Below are 20,524 nucleotides of genomic sequence, written 5' to 3'. Positions count from 1 at the left end.
AGTAGAAGAAGCTGAAATATGGACTGTAAAATAGCAAATACCCCACTTGGAGATATTGAATACAGTTCAATTGGAAAGGGAATGCCCATTTTATTTCTACACGGTGGACATTCAAGTTGTAATGAAACACTTTGCCACAAAGGGTTTAATTTAGAAAAATTCCTATTAATAAATCCTTCCCGACCTGGATACGGCAAAACTCCTATAAATGGAAACCGAACCCCAAAACAAGCAGCCGAATTAATATCGGAATTACTAAATAATTTATCGTTGGACAATGTCATTGTTTATGGTATTTCCGCAGGTGGACTGACCGCAATTGAACTGGCCGCTAATTATCCTGATAAAGTAAGCAAGTTGATTCTTGCATCGGCTATCTCTAAAAAATGGCTCAATAAAAACGAGAAGATCTATAAAACAGCACAAATAATTTTCAATCCGAAAATGGAAAGAATCACCTGGGGCATGGTTACATTCTTTTCCAAAATTCTCCCAAAGATCATAGCCAACAGTTTTTATCCTCAATTTTCAACGTATCCAGCACATGAACTTCGTAGAGAGGATATTGAAGAACTCATTTCGGCCATCAAACATTATCGCTCAAAAAGAGGATTTCTAAATGACATAGACCAAGATATTAGTGAAGACACGATTAAAAAGATAGAGTGCCCAAGCCTTGTAATCCATAGTACATATGACAACAGCGTTTCGTTTGAACATGCAATACATTCCAAAGAGAAAATTCAAAATTCAAGACTAGTTAAATTGGACAATGAATGGGGGCATTTATTTTGGATTGGCAAGGAATCTGAAAAATCCATAAAGGTGACAATAGAATTTATTGAACAATAAAAGCCAGGACCCACACCTCAGATTTCCTTATCATAGTTATACGATTTTACTCTATTTTCGTAGAAATCACGGCACAACGTTTAGTGTAGAACCATGCAATTAGAAATGAAAAGATCACTGTTAATCATATCTCTGTCTTTGATAAGCTTTACTACTAAAGCTCAGGATAGTAATACTTACATACAAAATGATGCAGCCATGTTCAGTAACAGATATATTTTCAATTCAGATGGAACATTCAAACACTTTTTTATCACAGATGATGGACAGGTCTGGTATGGAAGAGGAAATTATTTTAACAAAGGAAAATATAGAACTCTTTATTTCAAAGATGCCGATACTACAATGAATGAATATAATGGCTGGAGGATTCATTATGAAACTAATTTTCAAAGGGTATTGGTGAAGAAGGGGTATGGCTTTAAATCTTTTGAAAAAAACTCGAATACCGGAAAACCCGGAGTAAGATTAAAGAAAACAGCACCTAACTAAACCTAAACTTTCGCAATAAGTTAAAAAATCAAAGAAAATGAACAGCAAAAAGTTATTAATCCCCATGTCTTTGCTTATACTCATCTCAATACGTTGCGGAGAAGTAAAAAAAGACAATCAGAATATTGAAGTAGGTACGTTGATAGACTCTGAAGCAGAGAAAAAAGCAATATTGGAAACATTAAATAATGAAACCAAAGCCGCTTTTGAAAGGGATTACGATGCATGGAAGAAAAAATGGGTTCATGATTCAAACATAACCAAAACCTATATTGACTTCCCTGAAAACAGTTTTTCCGAATCAGTTGGTTGGAACGAAATAAGCCAATTCGTCAAAACCTTTATTGAAGAGCATCCAGAACCGGAACCTATACCAAAATTGTTGGACAAAATTGATGTCCGTCTCTATGAAAACGGGGCTTGGGTTACCTATGAACAACAGGATTCAATACGTGGACGGAAAAGAGAGACTAGACTTATGGAAAAGGTAAATGGAGAATGGAAAATTGCAGGTATGCAAACCACCATTTATGGATTCGATTCTGATAAATAGTAACAGAAAAATCTGTTGCCCGCAAAGTCTACATGCTATGCGTCATTTAAGCCGAATCAAAATTAATAAATGAAATATCGAGAGATATTAAATACAACTGGACACAGACCTTGGAAAATGCCGACTGAAAGTTGGAAATTTTATCAAGAGTGGAATAATGCATTATTTCTTCATTGGCAAGTGGAATTATCTGAATTGAAAAAGTTTGTTCCAAAGGAACTTGAAATTGACCTTTTTGAAGGAAAACCATGGATTTCGGTTGTTGCTTTTACAATGGAAAAGATAAGACCAAAAAACCTGCCTTCTTTTCCACCAATTTCGGATTTTGACGAAATTAATATTCGAACTTATGTAAAGTCCAATAATAAAACCGGAGTTTACTTTTTAAGCATTGAAGGCGGGAAAAATTTGTCATGTAAAATTGCAAAAGGAATTTCTGGACTTCCGTATAGGTTTTCAAAAATCAATCGGACCGAAAAAACATATCAATCCCAAAACCCAGAATTTAATGATAGCCTTGACATTGAGTTTGTAATTGGAAAGGAGCTTAACGAAAAAACGGAATTGGACAAATGGCTAACTGAAAGATATGCTCTTTTCCAAGATACGAACACGTCGATTAGCGAATTTGAGATTCATCATTTGGAATGGCCAATTAATGAAGTTGGCTTGGATACATTAGATTTGAAATATCCAAGGTTTGAAAAATTAATAAAGGATAAACCCATGAAAATTCACTATTCAAAAGGAGTAAAAGTGATAGCCTGGGGGAAAAATAAAAACGCTAAAACTATCCATAACAACGGCTATAAGTAATTGCTTGCTCACGCCTACTTATGAAACTCCTCGCGGCCAGAAAGTTACTGCTGGGCTGAAAAATTAAGATTACGAAACAGATAAGGAATGAAACCGAATCCACAACTAAAAAAATTCATAGAGCCCTATGACACGCAAATTCAAAACTTAACCCTGGAATTGCGAAATTTTATTACAGATTTGGTTCCAGAAGCGAACGAATTGATTTGGGACAATTATAATGCAGTTGCTTTGGCTTACTCGAAATCGGAAAAACTTAAAGATGCTTTTTGTCATATTTCAGTTTACTCTGGGCATGTAAATTTCGGATTTAATCGTGGAGCGGAATTGACAAAGGAAACTGTAAAACTTAATGGTAAAGGAAAGTTGATAAGGCATATTTCTGTCAAGGATTCTCGGTCTTTCCCAAAAGAAGAAATAAAAAATATGATTTGGGAGGCAGTCGGAATTTCTGAAAACTTAAATTATGAGTTGACCGAAAAGAATTCTCAACCAAAAAGCATAGTTATGTCAATCTCCGAAAAGAAAATAAGACCGAACGGAAAAACCAGCAGCTAACAAATTATAACCCCATATAATTCGAAACAAGAACTTTAAATGAAACAAATAAGTGTAATAAATTCCATAGAAGTACCTGAAGGGTTTGAAGAAAAAGCAATAGAAGTGAGGGACATTTACATTGAATATTTTAAGACCAAACCAGGATTTGTTAGCTCAACTTTTTACCGAACAATTAACAAGGAGAACAAATTCAATTTTGTCAATATAGTTGTTTGGGATTCATATGAATCGTTTCAATCCGTTGTAAATACAGGATTTAAGAACGAAGAAGGGTTAAATGATGACAATATGAAAGTCTTAGGAAAAGGCTTCCCACACCCCATAAAAGTTTCTCCGGGTCAATTTGAAATTATAAGAAACGACTAAATCTTTGGTAGCACTGTGTATAACAAATAGGGCGATAGATACTATTTTTAAAGGATTGGGCATATTTGGTAATTGGGGCAAATCTTTTGGATTTGGCAATTAAAGAAAATCGATATGATAAAACCGCTTTCACCACCTTCTTGACAACTTGTAATAAGGAAACAAAATAACACCTCAGATTCCCTTAGCATAGTTATACAATTTTACTATATTTCTGTAGAAATCAATGCAATACATTTTGCACTGAAGTTGGCATTCATTAAAAAAACAAACAGTAATGAGAAAAATACTTTTCATATTATTATTTATTTCAAGTTCAATAATAATCGCTCAAAATGACGAATGGCACATAAGCACGAATGACAATTCTGATTATACCGGAATTGCTATTGCAAATGGTAGAATTGGAATGTTATCATCTTCAAAACCTCTAAAAATAAAGCACATTGTACTAAACAATGTTTATGATGTTGACCCTAACCTCAAAGTAAGTCAAGTTCTTCACGGCATGAATTTTGGAAACCTTGACATGTTTATTGACGGAGAAAAAATTGCAGAAGAAAATATCACCAATTGGCAGCAAACTATGGATATGAAAGATGCCGCTTTAACCACAAGTTTCGACTATAAAGATAAAGCGACAGTTTCTTGTACAGTTTATGCTCTCCGCAATTTACAGTATACAGGATATATAGATATTCGTGTTGAAGCTTTAAAGGAAGTTGATGTAAAAGTTACAGGAAAAATACTAACCCCAAAAGAGTATCAGACCCCAAAAAATACATTTCAAATATTAAAAGATGTGGAAACAACAATGCCAATCTTGCAATCTGTTGCGAAAAGTCCATTTGGAAAACATCTTGTAAGCACATCTGGAACATTCATATGGCATCACATAAACTCCTCCAGAGAACACCAAAGACCTGAATTGAAGCATCAAATCATTTCAGAATATGAAAACACATTATCCTTTGATTACAACATCAAGAAAAATCAGAATCTAAATTTTGCTTGGACCGGTGCTCAATGCACTACCAAAAATTTCTCTGACCCAAAATCAGAATCAGAACGAATGGTAATTTTCAATTTACTGAATTCAAAAGATGTTCTTTTAGCGGGTCATAAAGCTTTATGGGATGAACTTTGGCAAGGAGATATAATTATTGAAGGTGATTTACAATCGCAACAAGATGTACGTTTAGCATTGTACCATTTGTATGCATTTGGTCGCGGAGATTCAGACTTAAGCATTGCTCCAATGGGACTCTCATTACAAACTCCTTATAATGGACATATCTTTTGGGATACAGAATTATGGATGTTTCCACCCTTGCTCTTGCTTAATCAAGACATTGCCCGTTCTTTGGTAAATTATCGTTCTGACAGATTAGAACCTGCTAAGAAACGAGCAATCAATTATGGTTATAAAGGTGCTATGTTTCCTTGGGAGAGTGATGATACTGGAGAAGAGGCTACCCCTCCTTTTGCTCTTACTGGCCCATTTGAACATCACATAACAGCTGATATTGGAATTGCATTTTGGAATTATTACCGCGTCACCCAAAATAAAAAATGGTTGTCCGAAAAAGGATATCCTTTAATGAAGGAAGTAGCGGATTTTTGGGTAAGTCGTGTAACCGCTAACAATAATGGCAGTTACTCCATTAATAATGTTGTTGGTGCAAATGAATTTGCGCCTAATGTAAATGACAATGCTTTTACCAATGGAGCTGCAATTACTGCGCTACAATTTGCAACCAAAGCCGCCAATGAAATTGGTATTGCACCAAACCCAGAGTGGCAGTTGGTATCGGAAAATATTAATATACTGAAATTTGAAGATGGTACGAGTAAAGAGCACGAAAATTACAATGGAGAAATAATTAAACAAGCGGATGTAAATTTACTTTCATTTCCCTTAAATATTGTGGCTGATAAAGAAACAATAGTAAAGGATTTGAAATATTATGAACCAAAATTATCAAAAGAGGGTCCTGCAATGGGTAAATCCATTTTTTCAATTTTGTATGCCAGACAAGGCGATGTAGATAATGCGTACCGACTTTTCAAGGAAAGCTATGTCCCCAACCAACAAGCTCCTTTTGGTGCTTTATCAGAAGTGGCGACATCGAACTTTTCATATTTTGCGACTGGTGCCGGTGGAATGTTACAAAGTGTGCTTTTTGGTTTTGGTGGACTGGAGTTTACCGATAAAGGAATAGTTCAAAAAGATCCTATTCTTCCAAAACAATGGAAATCCCTTACCATAAAAGGTATTGGAACAGATAATAAAATCTACAGAATTGATAGATGAAAAATCATTAAATATGGAAAGGCAAAATGCAAGCAATGTTAAATAATAGCGGTTTAGTTTTAAAATCTAAAGGAATTTAAAATGGTACAACCGCTTTCACAGCCTTCTTGACAACTTGTACTAAGGAAAAAAATGGAAGAGTATAAACCCTGTTTTTCTTGTGGTGCAAAGGCTTTAAATTTTGAAGGGAATTGTCACGAGTACATGCTTTCTTCTCCAGGCTGTTACGAAATGTTTACTGAAGTTTTGGAAAAGGAATATTCTGATTTTAGATATTCAAAAGCCCATCACTATACTGTTGATGCTTATGCAACCCAACATCCAGGAGATGTAACAAATCAAAAGGCAATCAACTCGGTAGGTATTCATTTAGTGAGTTTATATTTCTTATTTGAGAAAAGTATGAATTTGGATTCAGCAGCCGAGTTAAAAATGGCATTTGCCCAATTCAACAAAACCCATAAAATGGTGCAGCCGTTACAAAAGCTAGAAAAATTTAATGGCCTGACCATTTTCGATATTTGGGATAATGAAAAACCAGAACATCATTTTGAACTGTCCAAAATATGGGCAAAAAGTTCGTGGGATGCTTGGGCAAAAGAAAGAATAACCATAGAAAAATGGGCTTTACACTTCCTAGAAGAAACGGGATTCAATATAAAATACTAGACAGAATAACGGCTAAAAGCAATTTGGATTTTGGTGCAAAACCCAAAGTTTGGGTATATTTATAAAGTTCTCCAAATCAAAAAGAATCGGCTAATCGCTTAAACGGAAAAAATTGCGCTTTTATTCCCGAACTGATTATGGCCCTGAACCTTGGCCAAAACATCGAATAGTGACAAAACATGTATATAAAATGAAGGACATACTAATTTCAATCACCTTATTTTTTGCTTTTAGTTTTCAATTACTAGGCCAACAATCAGTGTTTAAAGACTCGATACTAGTTGCTGAACTACAAGAGGATTACAAGATATTAAAAGAAGTGCTTGAAGAATATCACCCTGGTTTATATCGATACCAAGACAGCACGGCGATTGAAAAACATTTCCTAGACCTTGAAAATGAACTAAATAAAAGCTTATCGACTACCGAATTTTATCTTAGCTTATCACGATTTACACGTAAGCTAAAATGCGGACATACCTTCTGCAGCTATTACAACCAACCCAAAATAATTCAAGATAGCATTTTTAACCAAAGTGATAAAGTACCTTTTACGTTTTCTCTTTTTGAAAAACAGATGGTCATTACCAAGAATCTTTCGGGCAATAATTTGTTGAACAAGACTCAAATTATTTCAATTAATGAGGTACCTGTTTCTACGATTATCGATACGCTACTTACCTATGTAAAAGGTGATGGGAGCAATGATGGTAAACGATTAAAGGATTTGGAACTAACCGGTTTGGGGACCTTTGAAGCTTTTGATATTTATTTCCCACTGTTATATCCTCCTATAGATTCCGTTTACAAACTGGAAGCACAAAAAACAGGAAGTGATGAAAGCTTTACTGTTGAAATAAAACTAATTAGCAGAAGTGAAAGGCTAACCCGAATCGAAGAAAACTATGGAAAACAAGCTTCCAATTATGATGAACTTTGGTCTTTTGAAATTTTAGACCCTAAAACCGCTTATTTAAAACTGGGTACTTTCGTAACCTACAAGATGACCCTTGATTGGAAAAAGTTTTTAGCGGATGCTTTTGAAGAAATTGAATCCAAAAACATTCCTAACCTTATCATCGATATTAGAGATAATGAAGGTGGTGACGAAGAGGTAAATCTAGTATTAGCAAATCATCTTGCAAAAAAGACTATTGAGCTCCCTGAGTATAAGGAGCTACTTACTTATGATGTCATTTCTGATGAATTAAAACCATATCTTAAAACTTGGGATAAAAGCTTCTATGATAGAACTGATAAAGTAATCGATTTAAATAATGGGTTTTACACATGGAAAAAAGAGAACACCTCTAAAAAAATTGCTAAAAACGAAAATGCTTTTTCTGGTGATGTGTTCTTGTTAGTGAATGAAGCCAATAGTTCTGCCACCTTTTTTTTAGCTCACTTATTGCAGCAAAATAAAATGGCAACAATTATAGGGACCGAGACTGGAGGAAATCTAAAAGGAACAAATGGAGGAAGTATGTTCTTTTTGAGGTTACCTAACTCTAAAATAGAAATTGATATTCCTTTAATTGGGTATTATCCAACCGTTGAACAGGTTGATAAAGGGTTAGCTCCAGATATTATGGTTAAAAAAACAATTGAAGACCTAATTACAGAAAAAGATATTGAACTCGAAAAAGTATTTGAAATTATTAACAAATAAGAAAAGTACATACATCTACATTAGGCCCTAGACCATGAAAAAGATATTGTTGCTCTTATTTTTATCATTTAATCTTTGTCTTTCCCAGACTGTAGTTCAAAATCTTGATTTGGTCAATGCTGCCCTTGAACTCACAAAACAACAAGTCACCTATGACCCAAGTTATTTTTCCATTGATTATCCCAATGGAGATGTCCCCAGTGACAAAGGTGTCTGTACCGATGTTGTAATCAGGGCGTATCGAAAAACAGGAGTTGACCTTCAAAAATTAGTTCACGAGGACATGAAAGCCAACTTTACAAACTATCCGAAAATTTGGGGCCTTACCTCAACAGATAAAAATATTGACCACAGAAGAGTTCCAAATTTAATGACCTTCTTTAAACATAAAGGGGCCGAAAAACCAATTACAGATAACCCAGAAGATTACTTGCCTGGAGATGTTGTCTGCTGGAACCTTGGCGGCGCTGTTACCCATATTGGTATTGTGGTGAATAAAAAATCCAACAATGGCAACCGGAATCTAATAGTGCACAATATTGGCAGCGGGCAAGTCTTGGAAGATATGCTTTTTGATTTTAAGATTATTGGGCATTATCGCTACAGTACCATTCACTAAACTGAAAAGTAAACGCTATGTCAATTTATCAAAACCTTTCTGAAATAGGAGCGAAATTTATCAAAAAACACAAGCTCTTTAAATATGGGTTTAATCTATCTCCCATGTATCGCAGAAGTACAGGAAGAATTACCCATGTTTCCGAAGATTTGCTAAACATTACCATTAAACTTCCTATAAGCTACAAGAACAAAAATTACGTGAATTCCATTTTTGGGGGCAGTATGTTTTCAGCTGTGGATCCGATACCTATGGTTCAGTTGATGAACCTTCTTGGGAAAGACTTTGTGGTTTGGGACAAATCTGCCGAAATCTTTTTTAAACGTCCTGCTAGAGAACACCTTTATGCCAATTTTACGTATACCTTGGAAGAATTGGATGAAATTAAAAATAGTATTGCCCAACAAAACGAAATGGAGATTATAAAAACTACCGCGCTTACAAATAAGGATAAAACCACTGAATTCTGTAAGGTTCAGAAAACCATTTATATTGCAGATAAATCGTATTATAAAAAGAAAAGAAAAATACTGAGTGAAAAAAACACCTAATTAACAACTATTCAATCCATTAAAAATCAGGACCATATGCATCCTCATAAAACCTCAACGCCCTTTTTATTCTTTTTCGTGCTGCTAATAGGAATCCATTCTTCCTCTTTTGCTCAACAAAGAAAAGCCAATAACAAAGTAGCGCTGAATTTTAACCACCTCTATTTTGTTATTGATTCCACTGCCCTAAATGCCATAAATTCTTCGGATTTTGTGACCGATGAACTTGTTGCTTTGGAAAATAGGACCACTGAGGCAAACGGGCAAACATGGACTGGAACCTATATGTACGGAGATGAAAACTATATTGAATTTTTTGATTCTGCCGGTCTATCTGGTATTTATGGCACAGTACCTAAAGGAGTTGGAGGGATTGCTTTTAGTGTGAACAAAGTTGGGGACTTGAACACGTTAAAGTCGCAATTAGAGAAAACTTATACTTTGGACACATTCACCCGAAAAAGAAACTATGGCAAGAAAATAGTTCCATGGTTTAAATCCCTTAGTGTTAAAGATTCCATTTTTAACAGCAAAACATTACTTACATCATGGGTGATGGAATACAAGAAAGAATACTATTACCACAACGGATTTATACATCAAAATGATTCTCTCCTTCGGAAAAATTATCTGCTTGATTTTGAAGAAAAACGAAAGAACAAAATTGTTAAAAGATTTTCTGGTGTTACCCTAACGCTCAATCAAATAGAGACCCAATTCTATAAAAAATGGTTTAAATCCATTGGCTATGTGGAAACACATCCTAATCAATATGTATCTCCTGAAGGATTTTTGATTAGTATAAAATCCAGAAAACCAAGTAATTCTATGGTTATTGAATCCATCTCTTTTGATACGTCTCAACCAACAAAAGATCAGATACATTATTTTGGTAAGAACGTCTCAATTGAGATAAAAAACAATAAGGGAGTTTTTTGGTTTCTTCAGAACTAATATCAATTAGTCTAAAAATCAAGAATCTTTGAAATTATTTCAACCAATATTTAATACCTACCTCTTTCTCAATAATTTCCTTTACGGCTGGAAGGGCAACACGTTGTTGTTCCATGGTATCCCTATGGCGGATGGTTACGGTTTCATCTTCCAAGGTTTGATGATCAATGGTAATACAAAATGGTGTCCCCACGGCATCTTGACGGCGATAACGACGTCCTACAGCGTCCTTTTCATCATAAATAACGTTGAAGTCCCACTTAAGCTCATCAACCAGTTTTTTGGCCACTTCCGGCAAACCGTCCCTTTTTAAAAGGGGTAGAATAGCGGCTTTGGTAGGTGCCAATACTGCAGGAAGTTTAAGCACAGTTCGCGTGGTGCCATTTTCCAGTTCTTCTTCCTTTAGTGAGTTGGAGAAAACTGCCAAGAACATCCGATCCAGACCAATTGAAGTCTCAAGTACATAAGGGACGTAGCTCTTGTTTTCCTCTGGGTCGAAATACTGTAACTTTTTACCTGAATACTCTTCGTGCTGACTTAAATCGAAGTCGGTACGGGAATGGATTCCTTCCAATTCTTTAAATCCAAAGGGAAATTTAAATTCAATATCTGCTGCCGCATCTGCGTAATGCGCCAATTTTTCATGATCGTGAAAACGGTAGTTATCTTCTCCCATACCAAGAGACAGATGCCATTGCAAACGTTTTTCCTTCCATTTTTCATACCATTCCTTTTGCGTGCCAGGTTTAATGAAAAATTGCATTTCCATTTGTTCAAACTCCCGCATACGGAAGATAAATTGCCTTGCCACGATTTCATTACGGAAGGCCTTTCCAGTTTGTGCTATTCCAAACGGAATTTTCATCCGTCCGGTTTTCTGAACATTCAAAAAGTTCACAAAAATACCTTGGGCTGTTTCTGGCCGTAGATACAAATCCATGGCAGACTCTGCGGAAGCTCCAAGCTTGGTGCCAAACATAAGGTTGAACTGCTTTACATCCGTCCAGTTTTTAGACCCTGAAAGTGGACACGCAATTTCCAATTCTTCAATCAACGCCTTTACATCGGCCAAATCCTCATTTTCCAAAGATTTACCCAATCGCTTTAGGATTCCGTCTGCCTTTGCTTGGTAATCCAGAACGCGTTGATTGGTCTCTAAAAATTGCTTCTTGTCAAAACTGTCCCCAAAGCGTTTGGCAGCCTTGGCAACCTCTTTATCTATTTTTGCTTCAATTTTGGCCACATAATCTTCGACCAAAACATCGGCTCGGTATCTTTTTTTGGAATCTTTGTTGTCAATCAAGGGGTCATTGAAGGCATCCACATGTCCAGATGCTTTCCAAGTGGTAGGGTGCATAAAAATGGCCGCATCAATCCCAACAATATTATCATTGAGTTGAACCATAGCCTGCCACCAATATTCACGAATGTTTTTCTTAAGCTCTGCTCCATTCTGCGCATAGTCATAAACCGCACTTAGCCCATCATAAATCTCACTGGATTGGAACACGTAACCATATTCCTTTGCATGGGAAATTACCTTCTTAAAAATGTCTTCTTGATTTGCCATTCGGCAAAAATAGAATTTTGCCTAAAAAGAAGTGACTTATTTTAGCTGAAATTCGGTTGAAGCAAGTAGTCTTTCGTCCTCAAAAACGTTAAGGGTGTAAATTCCCTCCTCCAATGATGCCTCTGGAACCGTAATAGCATCACAAACACTTATCTCTTTGCCAGTATATATTATTTCTACTTTTTTGCTATAGGTGTTTCCGCTAACTGATATGGTATTGGCATTATCTTCGATCACGGCCATATTTGGATCCAGAAATTGCAGATATAGGACTTTTACATCCCCTCTCTCGTTTGAATCGCTCAAAATAGTGACACAACCTCTTAATTTTTCTATGGTGGAAGCCTTATTGGTTTTTAAGGGTCTTCCTGCTCTCAATCTAAACCCACTACCTTCGGCATCTTGCAGTTTTAGGTAGCTTTTTATTTTTAGTTCTCTACTAAGTTCTTTATTGGTTTCGCGCAATAAAGATTCGGCTTGTTCCATATTGCTTGCCCTTCCCCGTACCTCTTCCAATTGTTTTCGCGTTTCCTCATAACGGTTTGCCAAAAGGCTATTATTGTACCTAAGAAAGTTGTTTTTAAGCTTTAAGCTATCAAACTTTACCTCTAGCATACGAAGCTCCTTTCGAGTTTCTTTCAATTTGGTTATGCTGAAATTTAATCGACCAACAGAATCCAACAATCGCTGGACCTTAAATCTGGAAGTTTGTAGTTCTATATCGTTTACCTCGTTTAGACCGGACAATCTATCCACCTCAGCTTTCATCAAGGTTAAATCCTTTACCAAAAGGGATTTTTCCTGCTCCAAGAATGACATTTGATTCTTAGATTGGGCATAACTATAATAGAAGGCTATTAAAATACCCACAATTACAGCTATCAGCGCTGTAAAAATAATCTTGTAGTTGAAATTATTATCTTGGGCATCCATGGGTTAATAGACTACTATAAAAGCGTAATAAGATTTGATAACAAAAAGGTTGGCTAAGATAATAAACGATATTAACAACATACTATTGCCAGCGGTATGTTTTGGATGTAATGCGCAATTATCCAGAGGAGAACAGGTTCTATGTGTAGTTTGTCGACATGAATTGCCACTCACCGATCATAACTTTTCAGATGAGAATGCTGTTGACCTTATGTTTTATGGGAGATTTCCCATAAAAAAAGCAGCTTCTTTCGCTTTCTTTGCAAAAACGGGTACAGTACAGAACCTTATACACCATTTAAAGTATAAAAATCAGGAACATATTGGAGGTTTTCTTGGAGATTGGTGCGGTGCCTTAGTAAAGAATGAAAAACTACTTCAAACAGTTGATATTGTAATTCCAGTGCCACTTCATCCAAAGAAAGAAAAGAAAAGAGGTTACAATCAAGTGGCCTTATTTGCCCAAAAAATTGCCACCTACATTAATGCGGATTATAGGGACGATATCCTGGTCAAGAAAAGCAATACAAAAACACAGACCAAAAAGGATAGACAATTGCGCTGGGAAAATACAAAAGAAGCTTTTCAATTGAACAATCAACCCTTGGAAACCCATGCCCATATACTTTTGGTTGATGATGTCATAACAACAGGCGCCACTATTGAAGCATGTGCGAAAACCATCTCCCAACTTGAAACTGTAGATATTTCTGTGCTCAGTATTGCCATGGTCCCATAATGGTTAAATTTTATTAATACCTGTTTCCAATTTTTAAATTAGTTGTTTCTTTGTTCCACACTGGTTTATCTTATGATATACTTAAAAAGATTCTTGAGCTTTTTCTTTTTAGCCCTGGCCGGTTTGGCACTTTGGCAATGTGCCAAACGTGGAAACCCAACAGGTGGGGAAAAAGATATTATCCCTCCCAAGCTTACAAAAGCTGAACCTGAAAATTATTCCATCAATTTTAAAGCACAAAAAATACGGTTGTATTTTGATGAGTTGGTTAAACTGGAAGATGCGCAAAACCAATTGATTGTTTCCCCTCCGTTTAAGCACGCTCCGGAAATGAAACCATTGAGCGGTGCCAGCAAATATATTGAGGTGACTATTAAAGACACTTTAAGGGAAAATACAACATACACCCTCAATTTTGGACAAAGTATCGTAGATAACAATGAAGGCAATCCAAACAGCTTTTTTTCCTATGTTTTTTCAACGGGCACCTATATTGATTCCTTAAAAGTATCAGGTGCCGTTAAAGATGCTTTTAATCGAAAAGCTGATGAATATATAAGTGTTATGCTCTATGAACTTGATAGTGCCTACACTGATTCTACCATATACAAAAACCCTCCCAACTATTTAACCAGTACCTCAGATAGTCTTCCCCTTTTTGAACTCAAAAACCTGAAGGCAGGAAACTATGCCATCTTTGCGCTAAAAGATGTAAACAAGAACAACATTTTTGACCAAAGGCAGGACAAAATCGGTTTTTTGCAGGATACGATTTCCATTCCCACAGATTCAATTTATTTATTGAATCTGTTCCAAGAACAGCCCAATTATAGTATTTCTGTACCCAGCTATGTGGCAAAAAACCGGATTCTTTTTGGATATCAGGGAGATAACAGAGATTTCAAAATTGAAACTTTAACTTCACTTCCAGATTCTGTAAAGACTATTGTTTTAAAGGAACGAGAAAAAGATACCCTAAATTATTGGTTGACTCCAACCGACCTGGACTCCATTATTTTTACGGTTACCAATGAAAAGCTTGAAAAAATAGACACATTTACGGTAAAGTCCAGAAAACTGCCTTTGGATTCTTTGCGTCTTGGAACCTCTATTAGTGGTAAAATGAATTTTGAAGATACGTTTAGTGTACTGGCCAATACTCCTCTTAAAAGTTTGGACACTACCAGAATTGGTTTGGTACTCAACGATTCCTTATTAGCTCCATATACCAGCACGTTGGATACAATTGGCAATAAAATTGATTTTGACTTTGCCATTGAACCCAATCAAAACTATCGCTTTTCTTTACTCCCTGGCGCGGTTACTGACTTTTTTGGGGTACAGAATGACACTTTAAATTATAATATATCAACCGGAAGTTATGCCGATTATGGAAATCTGCGTGTTACCATTAATGGTGACATCCGTTTTCCCATGATTGTACAATTAACCGAAGAAAAAGGAGAAGTTAAACGTGAACTCATTGCGGAGCGCCCTGTTACTTTTGAGTTCAATAATCTTGAACCTGGAAAATATAGGGTTCGCGTAGTTTTTGATGATAACGGAAATGGGATTTGGGATACCGGGAATTATCTAAAAAAAATACAACCAGAAAAAATTAGTTATTATCCTGATATTATTGATGTGCGTGCCAATTGGGAATTGGAGCAGACCTTTATCATATCAAATTAAATTCATCTCGATCTTCCAGAAATTTTAGCTTATTCCGAGTTGAATCTATGTCGTTTTTATAAAGTGTGGTACACAAAATTTCTTCCTTTTCCGAATATACCAATTGATTTCCCAACACATCATAAGTGGCTGAATGTCCCGAATATTCATATCCCAATCCATCCAGTCCAATCCTATTTACCCCAATACAATAGGACATATTTTCGATAGCCCGTGCTTTTAACAATGAATCCCAAGCATCTATTCGAGGTTTGGGCCAATTGGCCACATAGATGAGTACGTCGTAATCTTCCACATTTCTGGCCCATACGGGAAAACGAAGATCATAACATATCAATGGACAAATTTTAAACCCTTTGTAGTCAACAATTAATTTGGTGTCACCAGCTTTATAAATTTGGTCTTCACCGGCCAAAGTAAAAGCGTGTTTTTTATCATAGCTTTTATATTTTCCATTTGGATAAACAAAAAAGAGCCTATTAAAATTTTTGTTGTTTTCTGTAAAGACAATGCTGCCAACTATAGCGACTTCTTTTTTCAAAGCTGTTTTTCGCATCCACTCAACCGTATTTATCCCCTCTGATGTATCAATATTCTGGGGATTCATGGTGAAGCCTGTGGAGAACATTTCTGGTAGGATAATTAAGTCTACATCTCCTGAAATTGAATCAATTTTTTTTGAAAAAGCTTCTCTGTTTGATTGAGGGTTTTCCCAAATTAAATGGGATTGAACAAGGGCTATTTTAAGTTTTAGTGACATTCGCCTTAATCAAAATACACTTCATATTCCATGGATTTGGTCAGCTTGAACAAATGCTTCAACTGATCTTCTAAAATCCTATCTGTTGAAAGCTCCGGGAGATTATCCAACGAAAAGAAATCAGCTCCAAGCATATCAAAACCTGCTTTAAGTTCTCCACCAACTATTCGGCAGAGGAAAATTAATTTATAAATATAATAGGGTTCTGGTGGATGCGGATGAACCTGCTTGTCATAAACTGCCAAAAGCCTTACGGCTTCTGTCTTCATTCCTGTTTCCTCCTGAATTTCTTTAACCGCAATTTCGGAAGGGGTATTGCCTATATCCGCCCAACCCCCTGGAATGGTCCATTTACCATCCACACTTTCTTTAGCCATCAAAATTTCGTCCTTATCATTCAACACGAAACCTCTTACGTCTACCTTTGGTGTTGGATAGTCTTTTTCGGGCATAAAAAAATCCTGCAATACTTCAATTGAGGAATCTGCCATGTGGGCCATCAATTTTAAACTTATTTGCTTTAGCTCTTCGTAGCGTTCCCTAGCATAAGGGTCTGCGGCATACACCAAGCCTGTTTCGGAAATAGCTTTTATTTGTTTAATTGTATTGAGTTGTTCCTTTGAATCCATTTAATGGTGATTACCCTTTTGTTTCCAATAATTCTATCATTGCTTTGGCTTCTTGCATTTTGGCATGATCTAAAGCAGTGCTTCCACGCGCATCTTTGGTAGCTTTATCTGCGCCATGCTCTAAGAGCAATTGGGCAATTTCCATACGATTGAATGTAGCGGCGTAAATGAGACAGGTCGCTCCCATGGAGTTGATATGGTTGACATTGGCTCCTGCTTCAATCAAAAGTTTGGCAATATTGGTAAACCCTTTAAAGCAAACACCCATTAAAGCAGTATTTCCCGAGCCGTCTTTTGAATCGATTTTGGCTCCCTTGCCCAACAACAGTTCTGCTATTTGTACATGCCCGTAATAGGTTGCCAAAATTAATGGCGTTGAGCCTCTTTGGTCCACGGTTTCCAGCAATTTCGCGTTAGTATCCAAGAGTTTCCCAACTGCTGAGACATTGCCATTTCTTATTTCATTAAAAAAATCTTCTTTGATGTCCATTTGTCTTGGAAAGGTATAAAAAAACTGTCACAACCTAAGTTGGTTATGACAGTCATATACAATTAATTTTCTTTTTCTACTAGTCTATACGTATAGCTCTAAAATCAAGCTAAATCAAAACGGTCAAGGTTCATTACTTTGTCCCATACGGCAACAAAATCTTTCACAAACTTTTCTTGTGCATCATCACAAGCATAAACCTCAGCGATAGCGCGAAGCTCTGAATTGGAACCAAAAATCAAATCTGCCCGAGTACCCGTCCATTTCATGTTTCCGGTTTTCCTATCTGACCCTTCAAAGACGCTATCATCACTTGAAGTTGCTTTCCAAGCAGTTCCTAAATCAACAAGGTTTGTGAAAAAATCATTTGTCAATGATTCTGTTTTATCCGTAAACACACCGTGTTTTGAATTGTCGAAATTGGTTCCCAAAACACGCATTCCACCCAATAAAACTGTCATTTCAGGTACGGTCAGGGTCATCAATTGAGCCTTGTCTACCAATAATTCCTCCGCAGTCGTGCTAGGATTTCCTTTCACATAATTACGGAAACCGTCTGCCCGTGGCTCAAGAGCCTCAAATGATTCAACATCGGTCTGTTCTTGTGTAGCATCTGTGCGACCAGCGATAAATGGAACTGTGATTTTACTTCCTGCTTTATGGGCAGCTTCTTCAACCGCTGCACATCCTGCCAAAACAATTAAATCTGCAAGAGATACTTTTTTACTACCTGTCCCATTGAATTCTTTTTGAACTGCTTCAAGGGTTTCCAAGGTTTTTGCCAGTTGCTTCGGATTATTTACTTCCCAATCTTTTTGAGGAGCTAACCTAATCCGTGCTCCATTGGCACCACCTCTTTTATCCGAACCTCTAAATGTTGAAGCAGAAGCCCAAGCCGTTGATACCAATTCTGAAATGGATAATCCAGAAGCAAGAACTCTTTTCTTTAAATCGGCAACATCATTTTCATCAATCAATTCATGGTCAACCGCAGGAACAGGGTCTTGCCAAATCAATTCTTCTTGAGGAACTTCGGCCCCCAAATAACAATCCTTGGGTCCCATATCACGATGAGTTAGCTTAAACCAAGCTCGTGAGTAAGCATCTGCAAACTCTTCGGGATTTTCTAAAAAGTGTCTTGATATTTTTTCATATGCTGGATCCATTCGTAGTGAAAGGTCAGTCGTCAACATAAATGGTGCGTGCTTCTTTTCTGGGTCATGGGCATCAGGCACTGTACCAGCTCCTGCACCACCCTTTGGTTTCCATTGATGTGCACCGGCAGGACTTTTTGTCAATTCCCACTCATATCCAAAAAGGTTCTCAAAGAATTTGTGGCTCCATTTTGTTGGAGTATTCGTCCATGCGCCTTCCAAACCACTGGTAATCGTATCTGAGCCTTTTCCTGAACCAAAATTGTTTTTCCATCCCATGCTCTGCATTTCAATGGAAGCCCCAGCTGGCTCAGCTTCAACATATTCCGCATCGCTTGCTGCACCGTGGGTTTTTCCGAATGTATGGCCACCAGCAATTAAGGCAACAGTTTCATAATCGTTCATTGCCATTCTACCAAATGTCTCACGAATATCATGTGCGGCAGCAACAGGATCAGGATTGGCATTTGGTCCTTCTGGATTTACATAAATCAATCCCATATGTGCGGCACCAAGTGGGTTTTCCAAGTCTCCGTCTTTGCTATATCTTTCTTTGTTTCCAAGCCATTCTCCCTCGGAACCCCAATAAATATCTTCTTCTGGCTGCCAAATATCCTTTCGTCCGCCACCAAATCCGAACATCTTTAATCCCATAGACTCGTGTGCAACATTACCTGCTAAAATCAAAAGGTCAGCCCAAGAGATTTTCTTTCCATATTTCTTTTTAATGGGCCAAAGCAACAATCTGGCTTTATCCAAATTTGCATTATCCGGCCAGCTATTCAATGGTGCAAAACGTTGAGCTCCTGTTCCTCCTCCACCTCGTCCATCTGCAATTCGATACGTTCCTGCAGCATGCCATGCCATACGGATAAAGAATGGACCATAGTGCCCATAATCTGCAGGCCACCAGTCTTGACTATCTGTCATCAAATCTGTAAGGTCTTTTTTAACAACATCTAGATTAAGCGACTTAAATTCCTCTTCATAGTCAAACCCTTCATCCATAGGGTCTGTCAAAGTTGAGTGTTGCCTTAGAATATTCAGGTTCAATGCATTTGGCCACCAATCCTTGTTTGTTGTTCCACCACCTGCAGCTTGATTCATTTCTCCGTTCAAAAACGGACATTTAGCGCTTGATTCATTCATATCAAATGAATTTCCATTTGAAGAAGTTGTTTCGTTGTTGCCCATATTAAAATTATTGTTTGTGTCGATTTTTTAACCTCCATAAAATTAAGAAAATCCATAGTTACACTATAGGCAATAAATATTAAAATACTATTAAAACATAAGTATTATCTATTTGATGTGATATTTACAATATGAGGCAAACAATGCCAAAACAACGCCACAATTTGGCAGATATGCCCCTTTTTAGTATCAAAAAAGACACTAACTTTAAATATTTTCAGATAAAAGAATTTTAAACTACGTCCAATTTGCTTACTTATAATCGTCTACTAAATAAATCCTTATAATTCTATAACTAATTTAAAAACTATCACAATGAAAAAATTGATTTTACCAATCGTTGCCTTGATGCTGTTCAGCTTTAGTATTGATAGCGAAAAGCTTACGGATGATGAACGCAAAATGGTCATTCAATATCTTACTGAATCTAGAAATCATATGACAAAGGTGGTGGATGGCCTAACAGATGAACAATTAAATTTTAAACCGGAAGAAGAGGCTTGGTCCATTGCTGAATGTGTTGAGCATCTTGCAATAACTGAAAACGCATTTGGTTCATTCATACAAAAAACCGTGGCTGCTGGTCCAAACCCAGCTTTAAAAGATTCGCTTAAACTCAAGGATGATCAGCTTATGGGAATCATAACGGATAGAAGTAATAGAGTAAAAACTGCTGAACCTTTTGAACCAAGTGGAAAATTTGGTTCATTCGAGGCTACCGTAAAAGCTTATGTAGATAAAAGAAATGAGCATATTGCCTATGTTGAAACGACCGAAGACGATTTAAGGAACCGTTTTAACAGTGATTTGCCCTTCGGAACAGTTGATGGCGTACAGCTTATTATTTTTGCGGCCGGACACACAGAACGCCATGTGCTACAAATGGAAGAAGTAATGGCCCACAAGCTTTTTCCAAAAAAATAATTATGCTCTATTAACAATTATTG

At 36.7% G+C, this 20,524-nt stretch carries 21 protein-coding genes; 15 read left to right on the top strand and 6 right to left on the bottom strand.

The genetic code is table 11. The annotated features are described in order from the left end of the window. Positions 1 to 18 precede the first annotated feature (18 nt). The 12 genes from AAY42_RS13855 to AAY42_RS13800 all read left to right on the top strand — a co-directional run bounded on the left by AAY42_RS13855 (position 19) and on the right by AAY42_RS13800 (position 10,416). Positions 19 to 852 (top strand): alpha/beta fold hydrolase, encoded by an 834-nt coding sequence (locus AAY42_RS13855; RefSeq protein ID WP_055396239.1) that lies wholly within the window; start codon positions 19 to 21, stop codon positions 850 to 852. Positions 853 to 957: 105 nt separating this feature from the next. Continuing rightward, positions 958 to 1,344: a hypothetical protein gene (locus tag AAY42_RS13850; protein ID WP_139063739.1), complete on the top strand. Its 387-nt coding sequence runs from the start codon at positions 958 to 960 to the stop codon at positions 1,342 to 1,344. 37 nt (positions 1,345 to 1,381) lie between these two features. Next, a complete protein-coding gene (locus AAY42_RS13845) occupies positions 1,382 to 1,897 on the top strand; it encodes a hypothetical protein (protein ID WP_055396235.1) in 516 nt (171 codons plus the stop codon). A gap of 69 nt (positions 1,898 to 1,966) precedes the next feature. Then, positions 1,967 to 2,713 carry a YqjF family protein gene (locus AAY42_RS13840; protein ID WP_055396233.1) on the top strand — a complete coding sequence of 249 codons (747 nt, stop codon included), beginning with the start codon at positions 1,967 to 1,969 and terminating at the stop codon, positions 2,711 to 2,713. An 87-nt stretch (positions 2,714 to 2,800) separates the two neighbouring features. After that, positions 2,801 to 3,271 carry a DUF1801 domain-containing protein gene (locus AAY42_RS13835; RefSeq protein ID WP_055396231.1) on the top strand — a complete coding sequence of 157 codons (471 nt, stop codon included), beginning with the start codon at positions 2,801 to 2,803 and terminating at the stop codon, positions 3,269 to 3,271. A 39-nt stretch (positions 3,272 to 3,310) separates the two neighbouring features. Beyond that, the gene (locus AAY42_RS13830) at positions 3,311 to 3,640 is read left to right on the top strand and encodes an antibiotic biosynthesis monooxygenase family protein (protein WP_055396229.1); all 330 of its coding nucleotides are present in this window, start codon (positions 3,311 to 3,313) and stop codon (positions 3,638 to 3,640) included. Positions 3,641 to 3,917: 277 nt separating this feature from the next. Continuing rightward, positions 3,918 to 5,954: a glycosyl hydrolase family 95 catalytic domain-containing protein gene (locus AAY42_RS13825; protein WP_055396227.1), complete on the top strand. Its 2,037-nt coding sequence runs from the start codon at positions 3,918 to 3,920 to the stop codon at positions 5,952 to 5,954. 132 nt (positions 5,955 to 6,086) lie between these two features. Beyond that, a complete protein-coding gene (locus tag AAY42_RS13820) occupies positions 6,087 to 6,623 on the top strand; it encodes a DUF5946 family protein (RefSeq protein ID WP_139063738.1) in 537 nt (178 codons plus the stop codon). A 190-nt stretch (positions 6,624 to 6,813) separates the two neighbouring features. Beyond that, positions 6,814 to 8,292: a S41 family peptidase gene (locus AAY42_RS13815; protein WP_082433449.1), complete on the top strand. Its 1,479-nt coding sequence runs from the start codon at positions 6,814 to 6,816 to the stop codon at positions 8,290 to 8,292. 34 nt (positions 8,293 to 8,326) lie between these two features. Beyond that, complete coding sequence (locus AAY42_RS13810; protein ID WP_055396221.1) at positions 8,327 to 8,911, top strand: DUF1287 domain-containing protein; 585 nt, start codon at positions 8,327 to 8,329, stop codon at positions 8,909 to 8,911. Positions 8,912 to 8,928: 17 nt separating this feature from the next. Beyond that, positions 8,929 to 9,462 (top strand): DUF4442 domain-containing protein, encoded by a 534-nt coding sequence (locus AAY42_RS13805; protein ID WP_055396219.1) that lies wholly within the window; start codon positions 8,929 to 8,931, stop codon positions 9,460 to 9,462. Between the two features lie 36 nt (positions 9,463 to 9,498). Continuing rightward, complete coding sequence (locus AAY42_RS13800; protein ID WP_055396217.1) at positions 9,499 to 10,416, top strand: DUF5829 family protein; 918 nt, start codon at positions 9,499 to 9,501, stop codon at positions 10,414 to 10,416. 34 nt (positions 10,417 to 10,450) lie between these two features. Here AAY42_RS13800 and AAY42_RS13795 read toward each other — a convergent pair whose 3' ends face one another. After that, positions 10,451 to 11,986, bottom strand: a complete 1,536-nt coding sequence (locus tag AAY42_RS13795; RefSeq protein WP_055396215.1) for a glycine--tRNA ligase — start codon at positions 11,984 to 11,986, stop codon at positions 10,451 to 10,453. Positions 11,987 to 12,022: 36 nt separating this feature from the next. Then, complete coding sequence (locus AAY42_RS13790; RefSeq protein WP_055396213.1) at positions 12,023 to 12,919, bottom strand: AAA family ATPase; 897 nt, start codon at positions 12,917 to 12,919, stop codon at positions 12,023 to 12,025. 49 nt (positions 12,920 to 12,968) lie between these two features. Between AAY42_RS13790 and AAY42_RS13785 the strand changes: the two genes are divergently transcribed. Both AAY42_RS13785 and AAY42_RS13780 read left to right on the top strand, forming a co-directional pair. Continuing rightward, positions 12,969 to 13,658, top strand: a complete 690-nt coding sequence (locus AAY42_RS13785) for a ComF family protein (RefSeq protein WP_245625622.1) — start codon at positions 12,969 to 12,971, stop codon at positions 13,656 to 13,658. 72 nt (positions 13,659 to 13,730) lie between these two features. Further along, positions 13,731 to 15,350: an Ig-like domain-containing protein gene (locus tag AAY42_RS13780; RefSeq protein WP_055396211.1), complete on the top strand. Its 1,620-nt coding sequence runs from the start codon at positions 13,731 to 13,733 to the stop codon at positions 15,348 to 15,350. On the opposite strand, the gene AAY42_RS13775 is transcribed toward AAY42_RS13780, so the two are convergent. The 4 genes from AAY42_RS13775 to katG form a co-directional block, all read right to left on the bottom strand. Further along, a complete protein-coding gene (locus AAY42_RS13775; RefSeq protein ID WP_055396209.1) occupies positions 15,337 to 16,110 on the bottom strand; it encodes a nitrilase family protein in 774 nt (257 codons plus the stop codon). The genes AAY42_RS13780 and AAY42_RS13775 overlap by 14 nt on opposite strands. 5 nt (positions 16,111 to 16,115) lie before the next feature. Next, on the bottom strand, positions 16,116 to 16,739 hold the full coding sequence (locus tag AAY42_RS13770) for an NUDIX hydrolase (protein ID WP_055396207.1): 624 nt from the start codon (positions 16,737 to 16,739) through the stop codon (positions 16,116 to 16,118). A gap of 10 nt (positions 16,740 to 16,749) precedes the next feature. Then, positions 16,750 to 17,229, bottom strand: a complete 480-nt coding sequence (locus tag AAY42_RS13765; protein WP_055396205.1) for an ankyrin repeat domain-containing protein — start codon at positions 17,227 to 17,229, stop codon at positions 16,750 to 16,752. Positions 17,230 to 17,333: 104 nt separating this feature from the next. Next, positions 17,334 to 19,577 (bottom strand): catalase/peroxidase HPI, encoded by a 2,244-nt coding sequence (gene katG / locus AAY42_RS13760; RefSeq protein WP_055396203.1) that lies wholly within the window; start codon positions 19,575 to 19,577, stop codon positions 17,334 to 17,336. 315 nt (positions 19,578 to 19,892) lie between these two features. Between katG and AAY42_RS13755 the strand changes: the two genes are divergently transcribed. Continuing rightward, positions 19,893 to 20,501, top strand: a complete 609-nt coding sequence (locus AAY42_RS13755; protein ID WP_055396201.1) for a DinB family protein — start codon at positions 19,893 to 19,895, stop codon at positions 20,499 to 20,501. Positions 20,502 to 20,524 lie beyond the last annotated feature (23 nt).

The organism is Flagellimonas eckloniae, from assembly GCF_001413955.1.
Taxonomy (GTDB): Bacteria; Bacteroidota; Bacteroidia; order Flavobacteriales; family Flavobacteriaceae; genus Flagellimonas; species Flagellimonas eckloniae.
This window is presented reverse-complemented; position numbering and strand designations above follow the sequence as displayed.